The organism is Candidatus Berkelbacteria bacterium, from assembly GCA_016187225.1.
GTDB lineage: Bacteria > Patescibacteriota > UBA1384 > JACPKC01 > JACPKC01 > JACPKC01.
This window is the reverse complement of the sequence record JACPKC010000007.1, coordinates 1-17,204: the sequence shown is the minus strand read 5'-3', so window position 1 is coordinate 17,204 and position 17,204 is coordinate 1. Positions and strand designations below refer to the sequence as shown.

Sequence of the window (17,204 nt, the reverse complement as noted above, 5' to 3'; positions counted from 1 at the left end):
ATCACTCTATGCAACTCAAATCGCTAATTCGCTCGATAATCCCAAAAAGCGTGCTCAATGTTTACCACCTTTGCCGGGCGGTGTTGGCGGCTAGTCTCGCAGGTTTTCCGGGGCGGAAGTTAAGAATCTTCGGCGTGACAGGCACGAACGGTAAAACAACCACTGCTTTGTTTTTACACAGTATTCTCACAGAACGCCGTCTAAAAACTGGCCTCATGAGCACCGTTCGTTTTTCTGATGGGATCAAGATGTGGCGCAACGATCTTAAAATGGGAACTCTGGATTCATTCAAACTCCAATTCTTGCTTCGAAAGATGATCGGTCGCGGCGCCACGGAGGCAATTATTGAGGTCACTTCGCATGGTTTGGTTCAAGAACGAGTTTGGGGAATTCCATTCGATACCGTTATTTTTACCAATCTCACAGTCGATCACCTAGACTATCATCCAACTAAAGCCAGTTATCGCGGCGCCAAAGAGCGTCTCTTCGCTCGGCCGCATCGGGTCAGCGTTGTTAATGGCGATGATCCAGCGGCGGCAGAGTTTCTGAAGTATCCAGCCGTCCGACGCTTAACTTATTCCCTTAAGAACTCAACCGATGTCTGGGCAAGTGATATTCGTGATCGCCAGCTGAAAACTCATTTCGTTCTACATGCTGGCAATGAAGCGCTCTCAATCAATTTGAATCTTCTCGGTCGATTTAACGTTGAAAATGCTTTGGCCGCCGCCGCCGCCGCGCTCGGCGCCAATATCGATCTCGAAACGATCAAACAGGGTTTGGAACGCTTGCAAACCTCGCCCGGGCGGATGGAATTTCTTAATCACGGCCAGAGTTATCAGATTATACTTGATTATGCGCACACGCCTGACGGATTGAAAAAAGTTTTTGAGACCGTTCGGTCGGATATAAAAGGTCGCTTAATTCATGTGGGTGGCGCCACAGGCGATCGATATAAAGAAAAACGGCCATTGCTTGGCGCCTTGGCGGGTAGATATGCCGATATCGTAATTGTGACCGACGAGGATCCGGGCAGTGAGGATCCAGCCGCAATTATTCAAGCCGTTGTTTCGGGTGTTCAAAAAGGCGCTGGCCGCGCCAAGTATTTTGAGCACGATCGGAACTTTTTTACCATTCTGCGGCGCGATGAAGCGATTCGTAAAGCTTTAAATCTTGCCCGAGTAGACGATGTGGTTTTAATTACTGGCAAGGGCGACGAAGAGGTCATGGCAGTCAAAAGCGGTCATATTCCATTTTCTGATCGCAAAGTCGTTGAGCAGGCACTTGCGAGCAGGGAGACAAGATGAAAAAGTTCGCAACTTTGGCGCTCGTCAGCCAAACTTTACGCCGCGACTTGGAAGATCCGCTCAAGTATTTTAAGAAGCTCAAAATTTTGCATTTTTACACCGATGCTTCGTATGGCGATATGCGTGAAGAAGATTTTGCCTCGACACCGATTCGATATCGGGATTCAGCGCAACTTGCTCGATTACTTGAAGAGGCGAAGCCCGATATAATCCAGGGCCCAGAGCCGTATGCCTCGCGTTTGGCCTTAAAGAATGCCTGGATAGTCGCTCAATACGCTCGGCGCACTCGCACCCCGTATTTTTTCCCGGTTTTCGAAAATAGGCCAGTTTTAGAAAAATTTGGTTGGCCAGTTGGACTTTTTATGCAGACCATTCTCGGAGTCTACGGACGCGCCGCCGCCGGTGTGATCAATCTTAATCTGGGTGCGCGTGCCAACCTAATTGCCGCCGGTGTGCCCGAACACAAAATCACTCGTCTGAATTGGGGCACTTGGGGCATTGATGTGGCTGAATTTGATTCGGATCCGAAACGCCGTTCTACTTACCCGCTCGTTTTTTTTGTTGGTCGCGTTTCAGAAGCTAAGGGCGTGCCCGATCTGCTTAGCGCCTGGCCGAAGATCTTGGAACTCTATCCGAAAGCCAAACTCGTTATCGGCGGTCCGATTGATCCCCAGAGTCCGCTCAATGCTCAAATTAAAGATAGTCCGGCCACTACCTTTTTAGGGCCGATCAAGAATGCCGAACTGCCTCGATACTTTCAAGAAGCGTGGGTGACGGTCGCGCCATCGGTCACGACTAAGACTTGGGAGGAGCAGGTCGGTATGATTAATTTGCAAAGTTTAGCCTGCGCCACTCCTGTCGTCACGACTAATTCAGGCGCTATTCCAGAATATGTCGGCGAGAATCACGGCGCAATTTTAGTTCCGGAACATGCTCCCGAGACAATTACGCGAGCTGTTTGCCAATTTCTGGCGGACGCGAAACGCCGCGTTCTTGCAGGTCAGCGCGGACGTCGGCACGTTGTTAAAGAATATGAGGTCAAGAAAAACGTTGAACGTGACGAAGAATACGTCTTGTCATTGCTTAGAAAAGCCGATCACGAGGGGCTTAAATGATCTGGTTTTCAAGTCTCTTCGGCGCAATCTTGACAATCGGTATGGCGCTCATCTTAAACTTTAAAGGGTTGATCTTGCTCCTCGGTCTTGGCTTCGCGCTTTGGCTCGCGCGCGCAATCTTCAAAAACCCAACGCAAGGCTGGCTCGCAATTATTTTTTTCCTGCCCTTTGAGCGCATTCCTAGTTTAGAGGTTGGCGGCCTGACCTTACGGATTAATTTTCTTCTCGGCGCTCTGACACTCCTGGCATTGGGCTTTCAATTACTCACTCGCCGCCGACGCGCCCAGCCGTTTATTCCAAGCTGGCCGCTCTTGATCTTTCTGATCGCGACTGGATTAAGCGTCTTCGGCGCGCGCGAGTCCACGCGCTCGCTTTTCGTATTTGGCTTCATTCTTTTTACCGCGAGTTTTGGTTGGTTGGTGAGCCAATTTATCCGCTCACAAGAAGATTTTAAGCGCGTGATCAGAGTCTTGTTAATAAGCGCCGGCGTGGTCGTTGCTTTTGGTCTTTACCAGTTTTTGGGTGACGCAATTGGCTTGCCCAGCTCGCTAACAGGCCTCAATCAAGGCTATACGAAAGAAGTGCTTGGTTTTCCGCGCATCCAGGCTTTTTCGATTGAGCCTTTGTATTTGGGCAACTTTCTCCTTCTTCCGATTAGTCTTCTTGCAAGTTTGCTTTTGCTCCGAGTCAAGAGCTACCAAACACTCTGGCATTGGCTTCTATTCAGTTTGATGTTGATTGTTTTTGTGTTGACCGTTTCGCGCGGCGCCTATCTTGGCGGCCTTGCCGCCGCAGGCGTTATTTTCTTAACTCTGCCACGCTTTGTTTTGGCGCCTCGATTCTTATTAGCTGGTTTAGGCTTGTTCATACTTACTACATTGGGCGTCTATTTTTTTCTTGGTCAGGGGCGAGAAGATGCGCTCGAGCAATTCGCAGAACATGTTCAAATTCAGGATTTTGCGGTCGGCGAATCAACCCAGGGTCGGCTAGTCGCGTTTATTCAGGCAAAGCAAGCCTGGGAAGAGCATCCCTGGCTTGGGATCGGTCTCGGCAATTTTGGTTTCTACGTGAAAGGTTATCCGGATCCGCGCTCTCTCGAGAGTTTCGATATTGTTAATAACCAATATCTTGAGATCTTAGCCGAAACCGGGTTGATTGGTCTGGGCGCTTTTCTTGCTTTCATTCTCCTTCTGCTTGCGCGAGCAATAGTTGCCTACCGCGCTGTGAAAGAGCCGTTATTGCAGGCAGTGCTTCTGGGCGCCACCGCTGCGGTCGTTGGCCTCTTGGTTCAGTATAACTTTTTCTCAACTTTATATATTATCCATGTTTGGGTTTTTATCGGTTTTCTGGTCGCAATCTCAAATCTTATTCTCAAATCTCATGCAACCAACTAAGCTTACACTTCTCACGTTCGTGGCGTTTTTGACGCCAGCCTATCTTATTCGTTTTACGCTCGGTGGAATTCCGACGACGTTGCTGGAATTAGTAATTTGGGGCGTTTTCGTTTGGGTGATTTTGCGCTCGATCAGCGATGATTCAATTCGACAGTTGTGGCGCTCGCGCCGATCCTGGTTAGCGCCGCCAATTTTATTCTTACTAGGCGCCTTCGTCGGCCTTATTTTAAGCGATGATCTGCGGCGTGCCCTTGGGCTTTTTAAGGGTTTTATTTTTGGTCCAATCCTTGTTTATCTTATTGCTTTGTTGACCTTGAGAAACAAGAACGATCTCGAGCGCCTAGCCATGGCTCTGGTAGTCTCGAGTACTTGCGTTGCTTTGCTAGCTTTGATTCTCTGGAATCAAGCAGATCGCGCTCTTGGGCCTTATGCGCTCGATGCAAATGCTTCAGCAAACTATCTTGCTTTCGCCCTGGCGCCAGCTCTCCCGCTTGTCTTCACTCTCAAAAAGATTCGACCACTCGTTCGCATCGGTATAGGCATAATTATTTTAATGGGACTTTTCATCAGCGCCTCACGCGCCGGAATTGTTGGCGCTCTCCTCGGTTTCGCGATTGGCGTTGTCTTGAGCTCAAAACAGTTTTGGCGATCGCTTTTTATTCAACGCACGTTCGTAGGAGTAATAACTTTGAGTTTGATTTTAAGTTGGTGGCTGGTGCGTCCGGAATTCTCGCGTTCGACTGATGAAGGCGGCCGGGTTACATCCAGCAATAACGTTCGCTGGCAACTCTGGAGCGCGACCGGCGAACTCGTTAGGCAAGCGCCGATTTTAGGTTTAGGTCTGGGCGATTTTCAAGCTGACTTTACGGCCTTAACCCGCGCGCGCGTGAACTATCTTGAATATATCGCTCCGCATGCTCGCACACCGCATAATTTATTTGTTGGGATTTGGCTCGAAACCGGCTTACTCGGCTTGGCGGCGTTGTTGCTGGCATTGGTCTTGGCGCTTAGAAATTTATTTAGAGCCGTTCGGCACACAGATACCAGGCTTGTAGCGGCTGGTTTGCTTGGAAGCTGGAGCGTCTTTTTGGCGATCGGTCTCGTTGATATGCCGATCTGGAAAAACGATAATTTGATCGTTTTTTGGCTAATTATTGCCAGCTCTTTGATGATCAGATTTGATGCTCGCCCAGGAGCAAAACAGGGCGGAAAAAGCTGAACGCGAGCGCAAGTGGCGGAATGAAAAAGAGGTTTAAGGGGAAAAGAGTTGGAATAGCGAGAAGCGCTAAAAAGAGCGCGATCACATGCAATCGCCACGAAGCGATTCGCAAACGAATCAGCCAGCAGAAAAGCGCAAACATTGAACAGCCGATCGCTCCAGCTGTGGCGTAGAAGGAAAATTTTACGTCCAGGGCGTGAAGCTTGCCGCCAGCTAGCACAAAACCCAGGATGGCCGCGCCCAAAAAGAGCAACATTGGCACCAGCCACAGTTCCAGCACAAAAAGCAAGCGTCGGAGTCGAGTATCTTCAGAAGTTGTTTCAGCCTGTATCATCAGTCACAGTATACACTTAAAAGGGCTACGCTTTGAGAACGCTTGTGGATTAACAACTCTCCTATTATTGCCTCAAAAAGATCGATCGGAGGGTGGCGAAGGCGGGTTTTCTTTCGTCGAATTTCCAAGTTCCGTCGGAATTTTCTTTGACTGTTACCAGACCAAGGGCGCCAGTGGTTTTACTCTGTTCGGCGGCCATGTCGGGTAGCATGTGAATCGTCATGCCTTTGATGCGTTTGTCTGCTTGAACAACCTTGGCAACCGCGGCAAGATAACTAGCTTGAGCCTGATCTTGATTGTCGAATGAGCCAGATTCGCGATTAACTTCTGCCAACCAAAATTCCTTGCCCCATTTGTTGGCCAAGCCTGGAAGATCGAGCGCGGGGAAGTTGTCGATCAACTTTTTAGCCGGATCGATGCCCATATCCGAATACCAATCCCAGCCGATAATCTCAAAGTCGACTTTGTCGTCAATAAGATACTTCATAATGTCGACCAGAACCCAGTGGCCAGTGACCATGCGTTTGGCGCCCGGATCGGCGGCCTTGACGCCATCAGCCAGACCGCGCGTGTATTCGCGCACCCGCTCGTAGCGGTTTTTATCATAAGTAAGGTCGTAACTGTTCTTCAGAGTCGGGCCAGTGTCGCTGGCTTGATGAGCGGCAGTGCCGCTAACCTCATTGGCAAGCTGGTAATACTGAACACGACCGGCATATTTAGAAGCGTACTGGGTTGCAAAGGCATAGCCCTGATCGTAAAGCGCAGCTGTGGGGATGCTCGCATCGAGCACCGGATTCTTGCCGTCGACTTCAAGAACAAGCAGAACATCAAGATCGCGGCTCCGGGCGCCATTGATCATCAGCTCCATCGCGGGATCATTCGATTCAATATTTGCTCGAATTAGTTTTGCTCCGAGTTCTTGGGTATAGTTAAGTTGAGCGGGGATGCCAACTTCCCATGTTGTCGGCTTACCCACGACATCGAGCGCAAAGGGGCGAACGAGTACTCCCCAAACCGGACTCATGTTTTTTGAAAGACTTGCGTTTGAGCTATTTTTTGTCCAGGTAAAGGCGGCAAAACCCAGCCCGATCAGTAAAAGAATAATTGCAAACCAGCGCATAAAGTTCCTCCTAAATTTTTTATGGTGAATGTCTGAAACCAGTATACAGTATTCAGCCTTCAAGGCTTACAATGAGTTCTATGAAAAGAACCCAGCCGTGGCGATTAGCGCTTATTCTTGTGCCTCTCTTGGCGCTCGCTTTGCGTTTGTGGGGCCTGAATGCGGCTGGTGAAACTTGGGACGAGATCGCCTATTACGACGCGGCCAAGCATTACTCCGCGAACGTCGTCAACGGGATTTGGGAGGCCGATGCGTGGAACGCCAACCGTGAACATCCGCCAGTCGCCAAATGGCTCTATGGACTCGTGTCTTTGCGGTCTTTTCAAGCAAATGAGGTTGATTTTAAGCCTGGGCGCTTACTTTCGGCCTTAATGGGAAGCGCGACGATTTTGTTAACGATCTTGATCGGTTGGCGTCTTTACAGTCCAAAAGTTGGTGTTTTAGCGGGTATTATTTTGGCTTGTTCGCCGCTTTTTATCGCGTTGAATCGTGTGCTTGGGCTTGATACGCCCACCACTCTTTTCTTCACGTTGACCGTGTATTGCTTTTTGGAAGCGCTTTTCCGTCCACAACAAAATAGCCGTTGGTACGCGGCGGCTACGCTTGCGCTTGGTTTGGCGCTGGGCACGCGCCTTTCCAATCTCTTACTTTATCCGCTTCTAGCCATGCTGGCGATCATCGTGCTTAGGTCAGACTGGAAGCGTGGTCGGCGGCTCCCAGAGCTTGGGTGGTTGGCGCCTTTGATCTTATTCCCGCCGCTCATCGTCTGGGCAAGCTGGCCGTGGCTTTGGGAAGATTTTCGCGCTCATTTGAATATCACCTTTGGGCATTGGTCGGCAGTTGAGACGATTTTTTTGGGCGTTCGCCAACTGCCTGGAGCAAGTTACTATCTGATTTATTATCTTGTTACCTTACCCGCCTTGGTTGTTATTTTGAGTCTTTATTTTTTCGCTCGAACGCTACTGCGCGGTCGCCGCTCGGATTGGATCTTGTTTGTCTGGATTGTGGCGGTTTTTCTTTTTTCGTTTTATGCCCTGCGTCAGGGCGGGATTCGCTATCTCCTACAACTCTTTCCGGCCGTCTCAATCGCGGTCGCGAGCGTAGTCGGCAGACTTATGGATGGGCTTAAAAATCAGCGGCTGGCTTGGCTTCTCCCTGCTATTTTTGTCAGTTATCTGGCGCTTCAAGCGGGGTGGTATCAGCCGTATCAGCTTGATTATTACAACGAATTTACGGGCGGCGCAGGTCAGATGGCGGCCCAAAAACTCTTTCAAATTGGTTGGTGGAATGAGGGCGTAGAAGAAGCTGTGCTTTGGTTGAATAAGAATGGTTTAGCCGATCGAACCGTGACTTTTGCCGCGATTCCTGATCGTTCGGCGCGCTTGCTCCGAACGGATTTCAAACGAATTGAGCCGGCGAATGGGGATTATATCGTTATCAATCGGGCGCGCCAAGAATTGATCGCCGAATATCCAGAGCAGGATCGTTACCAGCCAATTTATACTGTTGCTGTTCGAGGCGCAATTTTGGCCGAAGTTTGGGAGCGGCGATGAAAACCACACCGGAGCTTTCGATTGTTATTCCAGCGTATAACGAGGCGCTCCGTCTCCCGGACACGCTTAAAAAAATTGCTGATTATATCGGCAAGCAATCTTGGCAAACAGAAGTTTTAGTGGTGGAAGACGGCAGTCAAGATGAGACGCCGCAAATTGTTGCGCAACTTATTGCTGATTATCCGCTTCCACTCCGACTTTTAACCCTATCCGATAACCAGGGCAAGGGCGCGGCGGTGCGCCGAGGGATACTTGCGGTCAAGGGAGATTTTTTGCTTCTGACTGATGCTGATAACGCCACGCCAATTGAGGAACTCGGCCGCTTATGGCCCCACCGTCAGACTGCTGAAATCATCGTGGGCTCGCGCTATCTCATGGCTTCACGAATCAAGCGCAAACAACCTTGGCCGAGGCGGATTTTAAGTCGCATCGGCAATTTACTAATTCGGGCGGCCACTGGGCTCAAGTTGAGCGATACTCAAAATGGCTTCAAACTCTTTGAGCGTCAGGCGGCCCATGATATTTTTAAGCGAGCTACAATTGATCGGTGGGGATTTGATATTGAAATTCTGACGATTGCCAGCGTTCACGGCTATCGCATTCTGGAAGTGCCAGTTTCTTGGTATGATGCCGCCGGTTCCAAGCTCCGTGCCGGGCGCGATGCCTGGATAACCTTGCGCGAGCTAAATCGCATTCGTCGGAATCGTCAAAAAGGACTTTATGCCTAAATTTCTCGTGATCGTTCCAACTTACAATGAAAGAGAAAATTTAACAAAACTCCTCGATGCGCTCATGGCGCTTCCCGTCCAAGAGCTAGAAGTTTTAATCGTCGATGATAATTCTCCTGATGGCACGGGTCAGCTGGCCTCTATGCTGAGTCAAAAAGAAGCGCGTCTTCATGTTCTTCATCGCAAGCAAAAAGCCGGCCTTGGCGCGGCGTATGCCGCCGGTTTCGCCTGGGCGCTTGAATCTAATGCCGACGGCATCATTACGCTGGATGCCGATTTTTCACACAATCCCGCTGACGTGCCGCAACTTATAGAGAAGTTTCAAGCGAAAACGATTGTCATTGGCTCGCGCTATATTCCGGGCGGTAAAATTGTCGGCTGGGATTGGCAAAGATATGTTAATTCATACGGCGCCAACATCGTGACGAAAATTCTACTTGGTTTACCGGTGCGCGATTCCACGGCCGGTTTTAAACTTTATCCGCGGGGATTTTTGGAGTCGCTCGATTTAACGACACTGATTGCAACCGGTTATGCTTTTCAGGTCGAGATGCTTTTACAGGGGCACGAAAAAGGTTTTCGACTCGTTGAGATTCCAATCACTTTTGTCGATCGACGGGTTGGCGAGAGTAAAATTTCGGGCGAACTCGGCCGCTCGGCGCGAACCATCCTAAAGCTTGCAAGTCAGCGTCGCGCTTGGCGCGAGTTTGTTAAGTTCGCTTTGGTAGGTCTCTTCAACACCATCATCGATTGGGTGATTTTTTTTCTCGCTCTTCAAACGCCACTCGGTTCGCTTGGGCAACTCGGCAAACAAATCGGCAAAGCGTTTTCCTTTTGCGGCTCAGTGATATCAAGCTACGTTATGAATCGCCGTTGGACATTTCGCTCGAAGAATCGCGCTGTTTTCAAACAAGCGGCAAAGTTTTTTTTAGTTGCTACGCTTGGTTTGGGGCTGAATAATGTGATTTTCTATTTTGCCAGTGCGTCGAATTGGCTTGGCTTGACCGATATTTTTTCGCTGGCGATCGCTACCGGCACTGTCGGCTTTTGGAATTTTTTTGCTAATAAATATTGGACATTTAGGCGCTAAATGCAGTCTCATCCTCATCAATTCACTCGTCGCGAAAAGATCATTTTTCTAGGCGCGCTTGGGCTTGCGCTTGGTTTGCGCCTCTTCACTCTTGGCGATCGTCCATTTGATGGTGATGAGGGCGTGATTGGACTTGCGGCGGCTGGGAATTTGGCTAATGTTTTCACAATCGCGGCCGGGGATGTGCACCCGCCACTCTACCATCTCTTGGTCTGGGGAACTGTTAAATTGTTCGGCGTTGCTGAATCGACAGTCCGCTTAGTCGGCGTTTTAGCTGGCGTCGGCTTGGCTTGGCTGATGCCACGCTTATCCCGCGCCCTTGGCGTGAAGTGGTTTTGGCCGACGTTTTTGATCGCATTCAATCCATTCTTGATCAATCTTTCTCAAGATGCTCGGATGTACAGTCTACTTGTCTTCTTCGTCGCGCTTTCGTGGACGACGTTAATTGAACTTGTCGACAAAGCGTTTGCAACGCCAAGGGCAAAGCTATCTATCCAGTCTTGGGTCTACTTCGGTCTGGCCGCGCTTGGCTTGGTGTTGACGCACCATATCGGATGGCTTGTTTTGGGTTTGGAACTTGGTCTACTCACATTTTTTCAGCGCGACTTTTTGCGGGCTAAATGGCGTTCGCTCTTAATCACTCTTGGCGCGCTCATGCTTGCGTACGCGCCGCTAATCCCAGTCACACTGACCCAAATTCAAGGGCGACTCGCGGAACAATCGCTTGCGACTGGAGTTGTTGATCGAATCAAGGGCGTCGTCGGCGTTTTCTATCGCATAGTTGCTGGCCGAACTTTTCTCGATCTTTCGCCGTCGTCCCTAAAAGAATTATTTTATACCGAACCTCTGGCGTTCACTTCATTTGTGATTAGTTTTATGATGATTTTTCTCGCGCTCGCGGCTGGGAATATGATATTTTTTCAGGGAGATAGAAACCAGGTCAAATGGCGTTTGAGCATTTTGATTTTTATTGGATTAAGTGTTTTGGCGGCGCTTGGGATTGGTTCGGTCGCGATTCAGGCGACGCGTTATTTGTCTTATTTGACGCCGTTCGTGCTCATTCTCCTTGCGACTGGCCTCGTCGCGCTGTGGCGCTTGCCAACCGGCAAACCGATTGCGGTGGTTATTATCCTGGTCACACTGGCAGGCATACAGACACAATACTTTACGCATAACGCCTCTTCTGGTCAGCGAGAGATTGCCAGATTGCTAAATGCACAAGTCGGCTCGCGCGATATCGTGCTTTTGCGCGGCGCTTTTGCTGGCGGTGAGCGGTGGGCAGTTCAATATTATCTTGGCGCCTCGGCGTCAGGCGCTGGTATGACGATCGAAGATATGTATGGATCGTACCGAGTAGGCAATCTTGAAAAATTGCGCGCTGTCGCGCCAGGCAGTCGCATTAAAGAATTAAAAGAGTCATACGAGCGGGTTTGGTATCTCGATCGGACATATGCGGAGATCGACCTGACGGCGCTTACGGACTGGTTTAAAGTTTCTTTGGTGCATTTGTCGGGGCTCGATAAAGAAGGCTTCCCGCTAACTATTTTTCTCATCACTGATAAAGAACAAGTATGAGGCTAATTCTTGATGCGCGTTTTTGGCGCAAGGAAACGGGCGGAATCGGTCGCTACAGCCGGGAGCTTTTATCCGAGCTCCTCAAGCTTAAGACCGACGATGAGTTTCATGTTTTGATTCGACCGATGAGTCAGTCAGAATTCTTCTTAAAAGATCCCCGCCTGACGGTTCATCAAGTTGATATTGGTCACTACACTTATGCTGAACAGTTTGCATTGCCTCGAGTAATAGCCAACCTTCAGCCTGATTTGGTGCATTTTTTAAACTTTAACCAGCCGCTCGGTTATCGCGGCCGGCGAGTCACCACCGTTCACGATTTAACAATGCAGCAGTTTCCGGCCGGTCGGACGCAGCATAATCTGTTCCGCCGCTGGGCGCTCCAGGCGGTGATGCGTCACGCCGCTCTTTCCGATCGAGTCGTGGCAATTTCGCGGGCGACCAAAATCGATCTGGTTAAAAACTTTCCGGTTGATCCGGAGCGGATTCAGGTTATTTATGAAGGCGCCGATCGTCGTTTTCGGTCTTATGCCAATCAGGAGTTGGCGGCCTTTCGCGAGCGCGTCAAACTCACCAAACCCTACCTGTTGTTTGTTAATCAGTGGCGGCCGCACAAGGGTTTGCCCGAGCTGCTGCGCGCTTTTGAAATTTTGAAATCAAGATATCATTTGCCTCATCAACTGGTGATTGCCGGTCAACCCAACCGGCTCTTCCCCGAATTGGCGGCGGCAATTGAACGCTCGCCGGCCCGGGCCGAAATTGTCACGCCGGGATTTATCGCCGATGACGAGTTGCCGTTTTACTACGCCGCCGCTGGCGCCTTTGTCTTTCCCAGTCACTATGAAGGCTTCGGGTTGCCGGTTTTAGAGGCATTGCAGTCCGGCGCGCCGGTCGTTTGTAGCAACGTCTCTTCTCTCCCCGAAGTCGCGGGTGAGGCGGCTCTCATGGTGCCACCCAAGGATTCAGTTGCGCTGGCCGAGACCATCCATCGGATCTTGACCGATAAAAAACTCGCGGCTGACCTCTCCGCTCGCGGCCGCAAACAGGCGCAAAAATTTAGTTGGGCCAAAATGGCGCAAGAAACGTATGAGTTGTATAAATTAGTTCAAGACGATAGAGTATAGGCGGTAGACAAAAAGAGTCGTTAGTTTGTTTGGACGGGTTGGTCGAAGACTTAAAGTTTGCGACACAATAAATTTAGCAAGGAGGACAATGATGCCACATGCAGACGATTCGCAGGGGGAGCGCTCAGGGGAAGAATTAGATGCAATGCATTGGCAGGAAACGCGGAATGCACATCAAAAGCGTGCGCTACATGGCCAAAAACAAGAGCCCAAGGGCACGCCGCCTATTGACCGGCGTGAACTCAGATATTATGCAGACCTTCGGTTTGAGAGAGAGGCTATGCGCAAGGAGTATGTGAAGCCTGAAGAGATTGAGTTTACCGATGAGGTCGAAAAGGGGCGTTACCGTGAGCTCGGCGCGTTTCGTCTAAAGAGTTACTCCGAAGCAGTGAGAGAGTATCGCAAACTTCAGCGTGAAATCACGCAATACCGCGCTTTTCTTAATTTTATTGCAGACGATCTGCGGAATAATCTGATCACGCCAGCGCAGGCTACCATGGAACGACAGAAATATTTGACCGCGCTTGAGAACACTCGCCAAGCGCTCATCGATCTCACGTCACGAAGCCCTGAAAGTTTCTACTTCGTCCATCGTCTTGAGCTTAGCCAGTATGTTAGCCAACTTCATGCAGGGCGAATTGTCGAGACGCCATGGATACAGGAGCAATTGGATGGGATAGAACGCAGTCTCCGAGCGGGCGAAGTCGTGTTTCTACACGGTCCAACCGGTACCGGTAAAACCGAAGGCGCGAAGCACTTGGCAAGGACAAGATTTGGGCGCGAGGCGATCGTGCTCCGCGGTCACTCTAGAATCATGCCGGAGGAGCTTTGGGGGCATACAAAACTCTCAGCGTCAGAAACTATTGCTCCTGATAAGATTAACGATGAGATTAATCGACTCATGAATGGATACAAAAAAGATCACCCATTAGCAGACGGCGCCGAGTTAGGTGAAGTTGCCCGGCAGATTGAGCAGGCGCTCATTGCGCGCACAGGTACACTTCAGAGCGAGTTTGAGCTTGGACCGGTTTACGAGGCGATACGTACTGGCCGGATTCTCATCATCGACGAGGCAAACTACATCCCGGCGCCACTTATGGCGAGTCTAAACGCCATCATGGGTCTGCGTCCAGGCGAATTCGTGGACGTCCAGCAGGACGGGCATCCGCCGATTATGGTGGCCGAAGGTTTTGGCATCGTGTTGACTGGGAATATCAATCTCGGTGAAGTGAATCGGTACCGCGATCGATTCGAGCTCGATGAAGCGCTTCGCAACCGAGTGGTGTCCAAGGAATGGGGACTGCTCTCACAGGAAGTCGAGGGTACTCGAGAGCAGGGTAGGGGTGGTGATAGCGAGCTCTATATATTACTGTGGATGCATTTGCTCGATAGGCGGGAGTCGACATTGGTGCCGCGCGATACACCTGACAAGCTCTGGCGGTTGGCGCAGGCTGGCGCTCTCATCCAACGACTAAGCGAGGGTGCTATCACAGATGCCAGATACTTATTTCAACAATCTGGTCAACCCCTCAAAACCGCAATCAAGCAAACGGCGATCTCGATTCGAACGTTTGAACGGATACTGAATAGCTGGAAAGCTGATGGTTACCGTGAGGAGATCGACGGGTACGTTTATAAATACATCGTCGATCAAGTGACTAATAGTTTAGAGCGTGCCTATTTGTACCAACTCTTGTCCACACACTTCGACTTCTTCAAACACGGCTCCGGATGGCCAGAAAAAGTTAATTACGGGGGCGGCGGGCAGGTGCCGTACTTACGCGTCAACGTTCCTAAAAATTCCGCGCCACCACTTGAATTTTTTACGGCGCCAACCGTTATCGAGGTACTGTACGGCGATTTTCCCGCGCGAACTAAGTGGCCCAGCACGCAGAATGAAGCTGGTCGACAACAAACTGAGGGCCAAGCAAAAATAGCTGAACTTATGGAGCTCAAGCTGTTGCTCTCAGGTGAGCAGAATAAATATAGTGAGGCCGAGGAGGATCTTCTAACTTGTTGCCCGATCAGTGAGCCACAAGCGGGCGTTCATGCCTGAAGACAGGTCTGAACTTAGTGGCGTGCCGGAGCAACCGATCGTACCAGAGCACACCCCGCTTCTTGCGACACGCTCTATGTCAGAAATCGATGCGAACGTGACAGGTTCTAATGAGGTTGAGAAAAATGCCGAGCGTCGAATCTGGCTCGAGTTGTGGGAATTTCGGTCACAGCTTGAAACTGCCGCCAAAGACACTTCATTTAAATTTGTTTTTGGCGAGGGATTTTCTTTTGATGCAATCAGTGGCAAGATCACCGTTGATCCAACGTGGTATATTGAGCACAACTACACGCGCAATCAGATTGAATTCGCACTCCTGCACGAAGGCATGCACCTGCAACAGCTAGGCGAGGATCCACAAGGGTATCTAAATCAATTTGACGACGCGAGGCGGCGCGCAACACGTCGTCAACCGAATGGCGTTGAAGAGGTGGACAAAGGTGTCCACACTGTATTTTTGCGATTTAACAACTGCATCTCAGACATTAACGTCAATAGTCGGGTAGCTCGTCAGGTGCCTTCGTATGGCAAGGACGGCAATCGGCGCGAAGCGGTTGAGAGTCTGTACCGTGACAAGCTTTTTAAAGAAACGGACTACCGGGGGAAGCCGCTCACATACCAGTTTATGAACGCACTACTTCGCGAGGTGATGTTGCCAGATGAACCTGTCCAGGTTGCTGAAAAGGTACGGGAGCTACTTGATAAACCGTTTGAATGCGTTGGTCAAACACTCACGCTCGCGCAACTCATAGAGCAATATTTTGAGTACCCGTTACTGGGTCGCAAGAGTCAAGGTTGGCAAGGCACCGAACGCGAGCGTTGGTTTGTAATGGAGAGAACGCTCATGCCCAGGTTTATGGAGTTGTTGGAGGATGATGAGAAATCGGGTGCGCTCCAAAAATACCAACCCAAACCAGGCGACGGTGGTATTGGAGAGGGAGAGCTTGCGCCGAATGAGAAAGAGGAGGCGTCTAAATTTGCGGTTGAGGAGCAACGTAATCGTAATCGTTCGGCCGAGGAACGCGCTTCTGATGCGGCGCGTAGTCAGTTTCAGGATGCGCTCGCTAGTGCGGGGTTCAGTCCAGAACAGGTGAAGCAATTGAACGACATCCGGGTAGAAGTTGCATCATTCCTTCCCGAGTTAACGCAGTTATGGCATCGTCTGATCCAGAAGAGCGATATAATAGTGACCGGCGATCGCTCTCGTAGGCATAAATATGGTGTCACAGTGAGCGTGGATGACGCGATTCGCCAGTTACCAACCATCTTTACAAATCCCAGTCGAGCAGAAATCATGGAGCAGTACGAAGAATTGCTGAAGCGAAGCGACAGGCCGAAGGACCTTATCGTACATCTTCATCTTGACCAATCTGGAAGTATGGACAAGCCGAAACAGGTTGCTGTTCAGCGTATCGCATACCTACTTGCAACATCGCTTGAAAACTTCCGCCTCGAGCGCCAGATCGAAGGCGTCCCTGCCATGGTGCAGTGCGAGATTTGGCGTTTTGGAAGCGATGCAAAATTGGCGTTACCAGCAGTATCTAGCTCGAATGACCGCTTGGCTGACATTGCCCGGATGGTAGTTGAAGTTGATAATAACATGGGAGGCACGGAAGATGCGAATTCTCTTGAGAAAAGCCGACAGCTTTTAACGCCAACACTTAAGGAGCGCATCGCTGAGCGTGATGCCACCATGCTTGTGATCGAAATCACAGATGGTGAGACGGAAACGCTTGAAAGGAGTAGGGAAATTATCGAAGCGCTTAAAGAGTCTGGAGTGACAGTAAAAGCAATCCAGATCCTAGAAGGCGGACTTCAGCTTGATACTGTGTCGGAAGATAAAGTAACAGCGCAAAACCTGCATGATAAAATGCAGAGCCATGGTACGTTCGGCAATCTTTGGGGTGAAGACGGCCATCAACTCTACCAGCTAAAAGCATTGAAGGAGACTCTTTTTAAAATTCTCCTTCAGCACATTCAACATGTTTAGGTTATGCCTAACTCAACCTCTCTCTGCGCCAAGCTTCACACTGCCCTCGCCCAGTGGCGCGCCGCTCTGACTGCCTTTGAGGCTGGGATCAACGACTTTGAGAAAGAAGGTAAACGCTTAGATGCGACACTCCGCCAGAATCTTGTTGCGGCCGAGCAAGAGTACCGTGAAATCTTCGCCCAGAGCTTCGTCGAGACTCCACATGGCAAACTCTTTAGAACAGAGTCTGTGACACTTGAAGCAATCGCCACGAATATAGGCGAGAACGTAGACAAATTGGTGGCATCAGAGCGAGCGATTATCGCCAACGGCCGCCTGCAAGAGCTCTCCCTCCGCGACACCCAGATCAAGGACCTCCCAGGCCTCGCTCAGTTGACTAATCTGCAAACGCTCGACCTTGGCAACACCCAGATCAAGGACCTCCCAGACCTCGCTCAGTTGACTAATCTGCAAGAGCTCGACCTTGGCAACACCCAGATCAAGGACCTCCCAGACCTCGCTCAGTTGACTAATCTGCAATGGCTCTACCTCAGCAATACCCAGATCAAGGACCTCCCAGACCTCGCTCAGTTGACTAATCTGCAAACGCTCGACCTTGGCAACAC

At 50.3% G+C, this 17,204-nt stretch carries 14 protein-coding genes; 12 read left to right on the top strand and 2 right to left on the bottom strand.

Annotation, left to right across the window (positions count from 1 at the left end; genetic code table 11):
- The first annotated feature begins 8 nt into the window (after nucleotides 1-8).
- From HYW32_02200 to HYW32_02185, 4 genes are read left to right on the top strand one after another with little or no spacing between them, the layout of a single operon-like run.
- Nucleotides 9-1,304 carry a UDP-N-acetylmuramoyl-L-alanyl-D-glutamate--2,6-diaminopimelate ligase gene (locus tag HYW32_02200; protein MBI2589813.1) on the top strand — a complete coding sequence of 432 codons (1,296 nt, stop codon included), beginning with the start codon at nucleotides 9-11 and terminating at the stop codon, nucleotides 1,302-1,304.
- On the top strand, nucleotides 1,301-2,419 hold the full coding sequence (locus tag HYW32_02195) for a glycosyltransferase family 4 protein (GenBank protein ID MBI2589812.1): 1,119 nt from the start codon (nucleotides 1,301-1,303) through the stop codon (nucleotides 2,417-2,419). Before HYW32_02200 ends, HYW32_02195 begins: the two co-directional genes overlap by 4 nt.
- Complete coding sequence (locus HYW32_02190; GenBank protein MBI2589811.1) at nucleotides 2,416-3,813, top strand: O-antigen ligase family protein; 1,398 nt, start codon at nucleotides 2,416-2,418, stop codon at nucleotides 3,811-3,813. The genes HYW32_02195 and HYW32_02190 overlap by 4 nt, the downstream gene beginning before the upstream one ends.
- Nucleotides 3,800-5,032, top strand: a complete 1,233-nt coding sequence (locus HYW32_02185; protein MBI2589810.1) for an O-antigen ligase family protein — start codon at nucleotides 3,800-3,802, stop codon at nucleotides 5,030-5,032. The genes HYW32_02190 and HYW32_02185 overlap by 14 nt, the downstream gene beginning before the upstream one ends.
- Here HYW32_02185 and HYW32_02180 read toward each other — a convergent pair.
- Nucleotides 4,986-5,366 carry a hypothetical protein gene (locus HYW32_02180; GenBank protein MBI2589809.1) on the bottom strand — a complete coding sequence of 127 codons (381 nt, stop codon included), beginning with the start codon at nucleotides 5,364-5,366 and terminating at the stop codon, nucleotides 4,986-4,988. The two genes, HYW32_02185 and HYW32_02180, sit on opposite strands and share 47 nt — an antisense overlap.
- Before the next feature lie 64 nt (nucleotides 5,367-5,430).
- Entirely contained in the window at nucleotides 5,431-6,486 is a 1,056-nt protein-coding gene (locus HYW32_02175) for a hypothetical protein (protein ID MBI2589808.1), read from the bottom strand.
- An 80-nt stretch (nucleotides 6,487-6,566) separates the two neighbouring features.
- On the opposite strand from HYW32_02175, the gene HYW32_02170 reads away from it, so the two are divergent.
- The 8 genes from HYW32_02170 to HYW32_02135 all read left to right on the top strand — a co-directional run.
- Nucleotides 6,567-8,039 (top strand): glycosyltransferase family 39 protein, encoded by a 1,473-nt coding sequence (locus tag HYW32_02170; protein MBI2589807.1) that lies wholly within the window; start codon nucleotides 6,567-6,569, stop codon nucleotides 8,037-8,039.
- Nucleotides 8,036-8,767 (top strand): glycosyltransferase family 2 protein, encoded by a 732-nt coding sequence (locus HYW32_02165; protein MBI2589806.1) that lies wholly within the window; start codon nucleotides 8,036-8,038, stop codon nucleotides 8,765-8,767. The genes HYW32_02170 and HYW32_02165 overlap by 4 nt, the downstream gene beginning before the upstream one ends.
- On the top strand, nucleotides 8,760-9,857 hold the full coding sequence (locus HYW32_02160; protein MBI2589805.1) for a glycosyltransferase family 2 protein: 1,098 nt from the start codon (nucleotides 8,760-8,762) through the stop codon (nucleotides 9,855-9,857). The genes HYW32_02165 and HYW32_02160 overlap by 8 nt, the downstream gene beginning before the upstream one ends.
- Nucleotides 9,858-11,432, top strand: a complete 1,575-nt coding sequence (locus tag HYW32_02155) for a hypothetical protein (protein ID MBI2589804.1) — start codon at nucleotides 9,858-9,860, stop codon at nucleotides 11,430-11,432.
- Complete coding sequence (locus HYW32_02150; GenBank protein MBI2589803.1) at nucleotides 11,429-12,553, top strand: glycosyltransferase family 4 protein; 1,125 nt, start codon at nucleotides 11,429-11,431, stop codon at nucleotides 12,551-12,553. The genes HYW32_02155 and HYW32_02150 overlap by 4 nt, the downstream gene beginning before the upstream one ends.
- An 88-nt stretch (nucleotides 12,554-12,641) precedes the next feature.
- Nucleotides 12,642-14,609: a hypothetical protein gene (locus HYW32_02145; protein ID MBI2589802.1), complete on the top strand. Its 1,968-nt coding sequence runs from the start codon at nucleotides 12,642-12,644 to the stop codon at nucleotides 14,607-14,609.
- On the top strand, nucleotides 14,581-16,599 hold the full coding sequence (locus HYW32_02140; protein MBI2589801.1) for a VWA domain-containing protein: 2,019 nt from the start codon (nucleotides 14,581-14,583) through the stop codon (nucleotides 16,597-16,599). Before HYW32_02145 ends, HYW32_02140 begins: the two co-directional genes overlap by 29 nt.
- 3 nt (nucleotides 16,600-16,602) lie before the next feature.
- Nucleotides 16,603-17,204 (top strand): leucine-rich repeat domain-containing protein (locus tag HYW32_02135; GenBank protein ID MBI2589800.1); only part of this gene is annotated, 602 nt, incomplete at its 3' end.

What these genes read in the sequence shown, in the direction of transcription:
- HYW32_02200 (MBI2589813.1), top strand. Translation starts at nt 9, where the DNA reads ATGCAACTCAAATCGCTAATTCGCTCGATAATCCCAAAAAGCGTGCTC.
- HYW32_02195 (MBI2589812.1), top strand. Translation starts at nt 1,301, where the DNA reads ATGAAAAAGTTCGCAACTTTGGCGCTCGTCAGCCAAACTTTACGCCGC.
- HYW32_02155 (MBI2589804.1), top strand. Translation starts at nt 9,858, where the DNA reads ATGCAGTCTCATCCTCATCAATTCACTCGTCGCGAAAAGATCATTTTT.
- HYW32_02165 (MBI2589806.1), top strand. Translation starts at nt 8,036, where the DNA reads ATGAAAACCACACCGGAGCTTTCGATTGTTATTCCAGCGTATAACGAG.
- HYW32_02160 (MBI2589805.1), top strand. Translation starts at nt 8,760, where the DNA reads ATGCCTAAATTTCTCGTGATCGTTCCAACTTACAATGAAAGAGAAAAT.
- HYW32_02150 (MBI2589803.1), top strand. Translation starts at nt 11,429, where the DNA reads ATGAGGCTAATTCTTGATGCGCGTTTTTGGCGCAAGGAAACGGGCGGA.
- HYW32_02175 (MBI2589808.1), bottom strand. Translation starts at nt 6,486, where the DNA reads ATGCGCTGGTTTGCAATTATTCTTTTACTGATCGGGCTGGGTTTTGCC.
- HYW32_02185 (MBI2589810.1), top strand. Translation starts at nt 3,800, where the DNA reads ATGCAACCAACTAAGCTTACACTTCTCACGTTCGTGGCGTTTTTGACG.
- HYW32_02190 (MBI2589811.1), top strand. Translation starts at nt 2,416, where the DNA reads ATGATCTGGTTTTCAAGTCTCTTCGGCGCAATCTTGACAATCGGTATG.
- HYW32_02180 (MBI2589809.1), bottom strand. Translation starts at nt 5,366, where the DNA reads ATGATACAGGCTGAAACAACTTCTGAAGATACTCGACTCCGACGCTTG.
- HYW32_02145 (MBI2589802.1), top strand. Translation starts at nt 12,642, where the DNA reads ATGATGCCACATGCAGACGATTCGCAGGGGGAGCGCTCAGGGGAAGAA.
- HYW32_02170 (MBI2589807.1), top strand. Translation starts at nt 6,567, where the DNA reads ATGAAAAGAACCCAGCCGTGGCGATTAGCGCTTATTCTTGTGCCTCTC.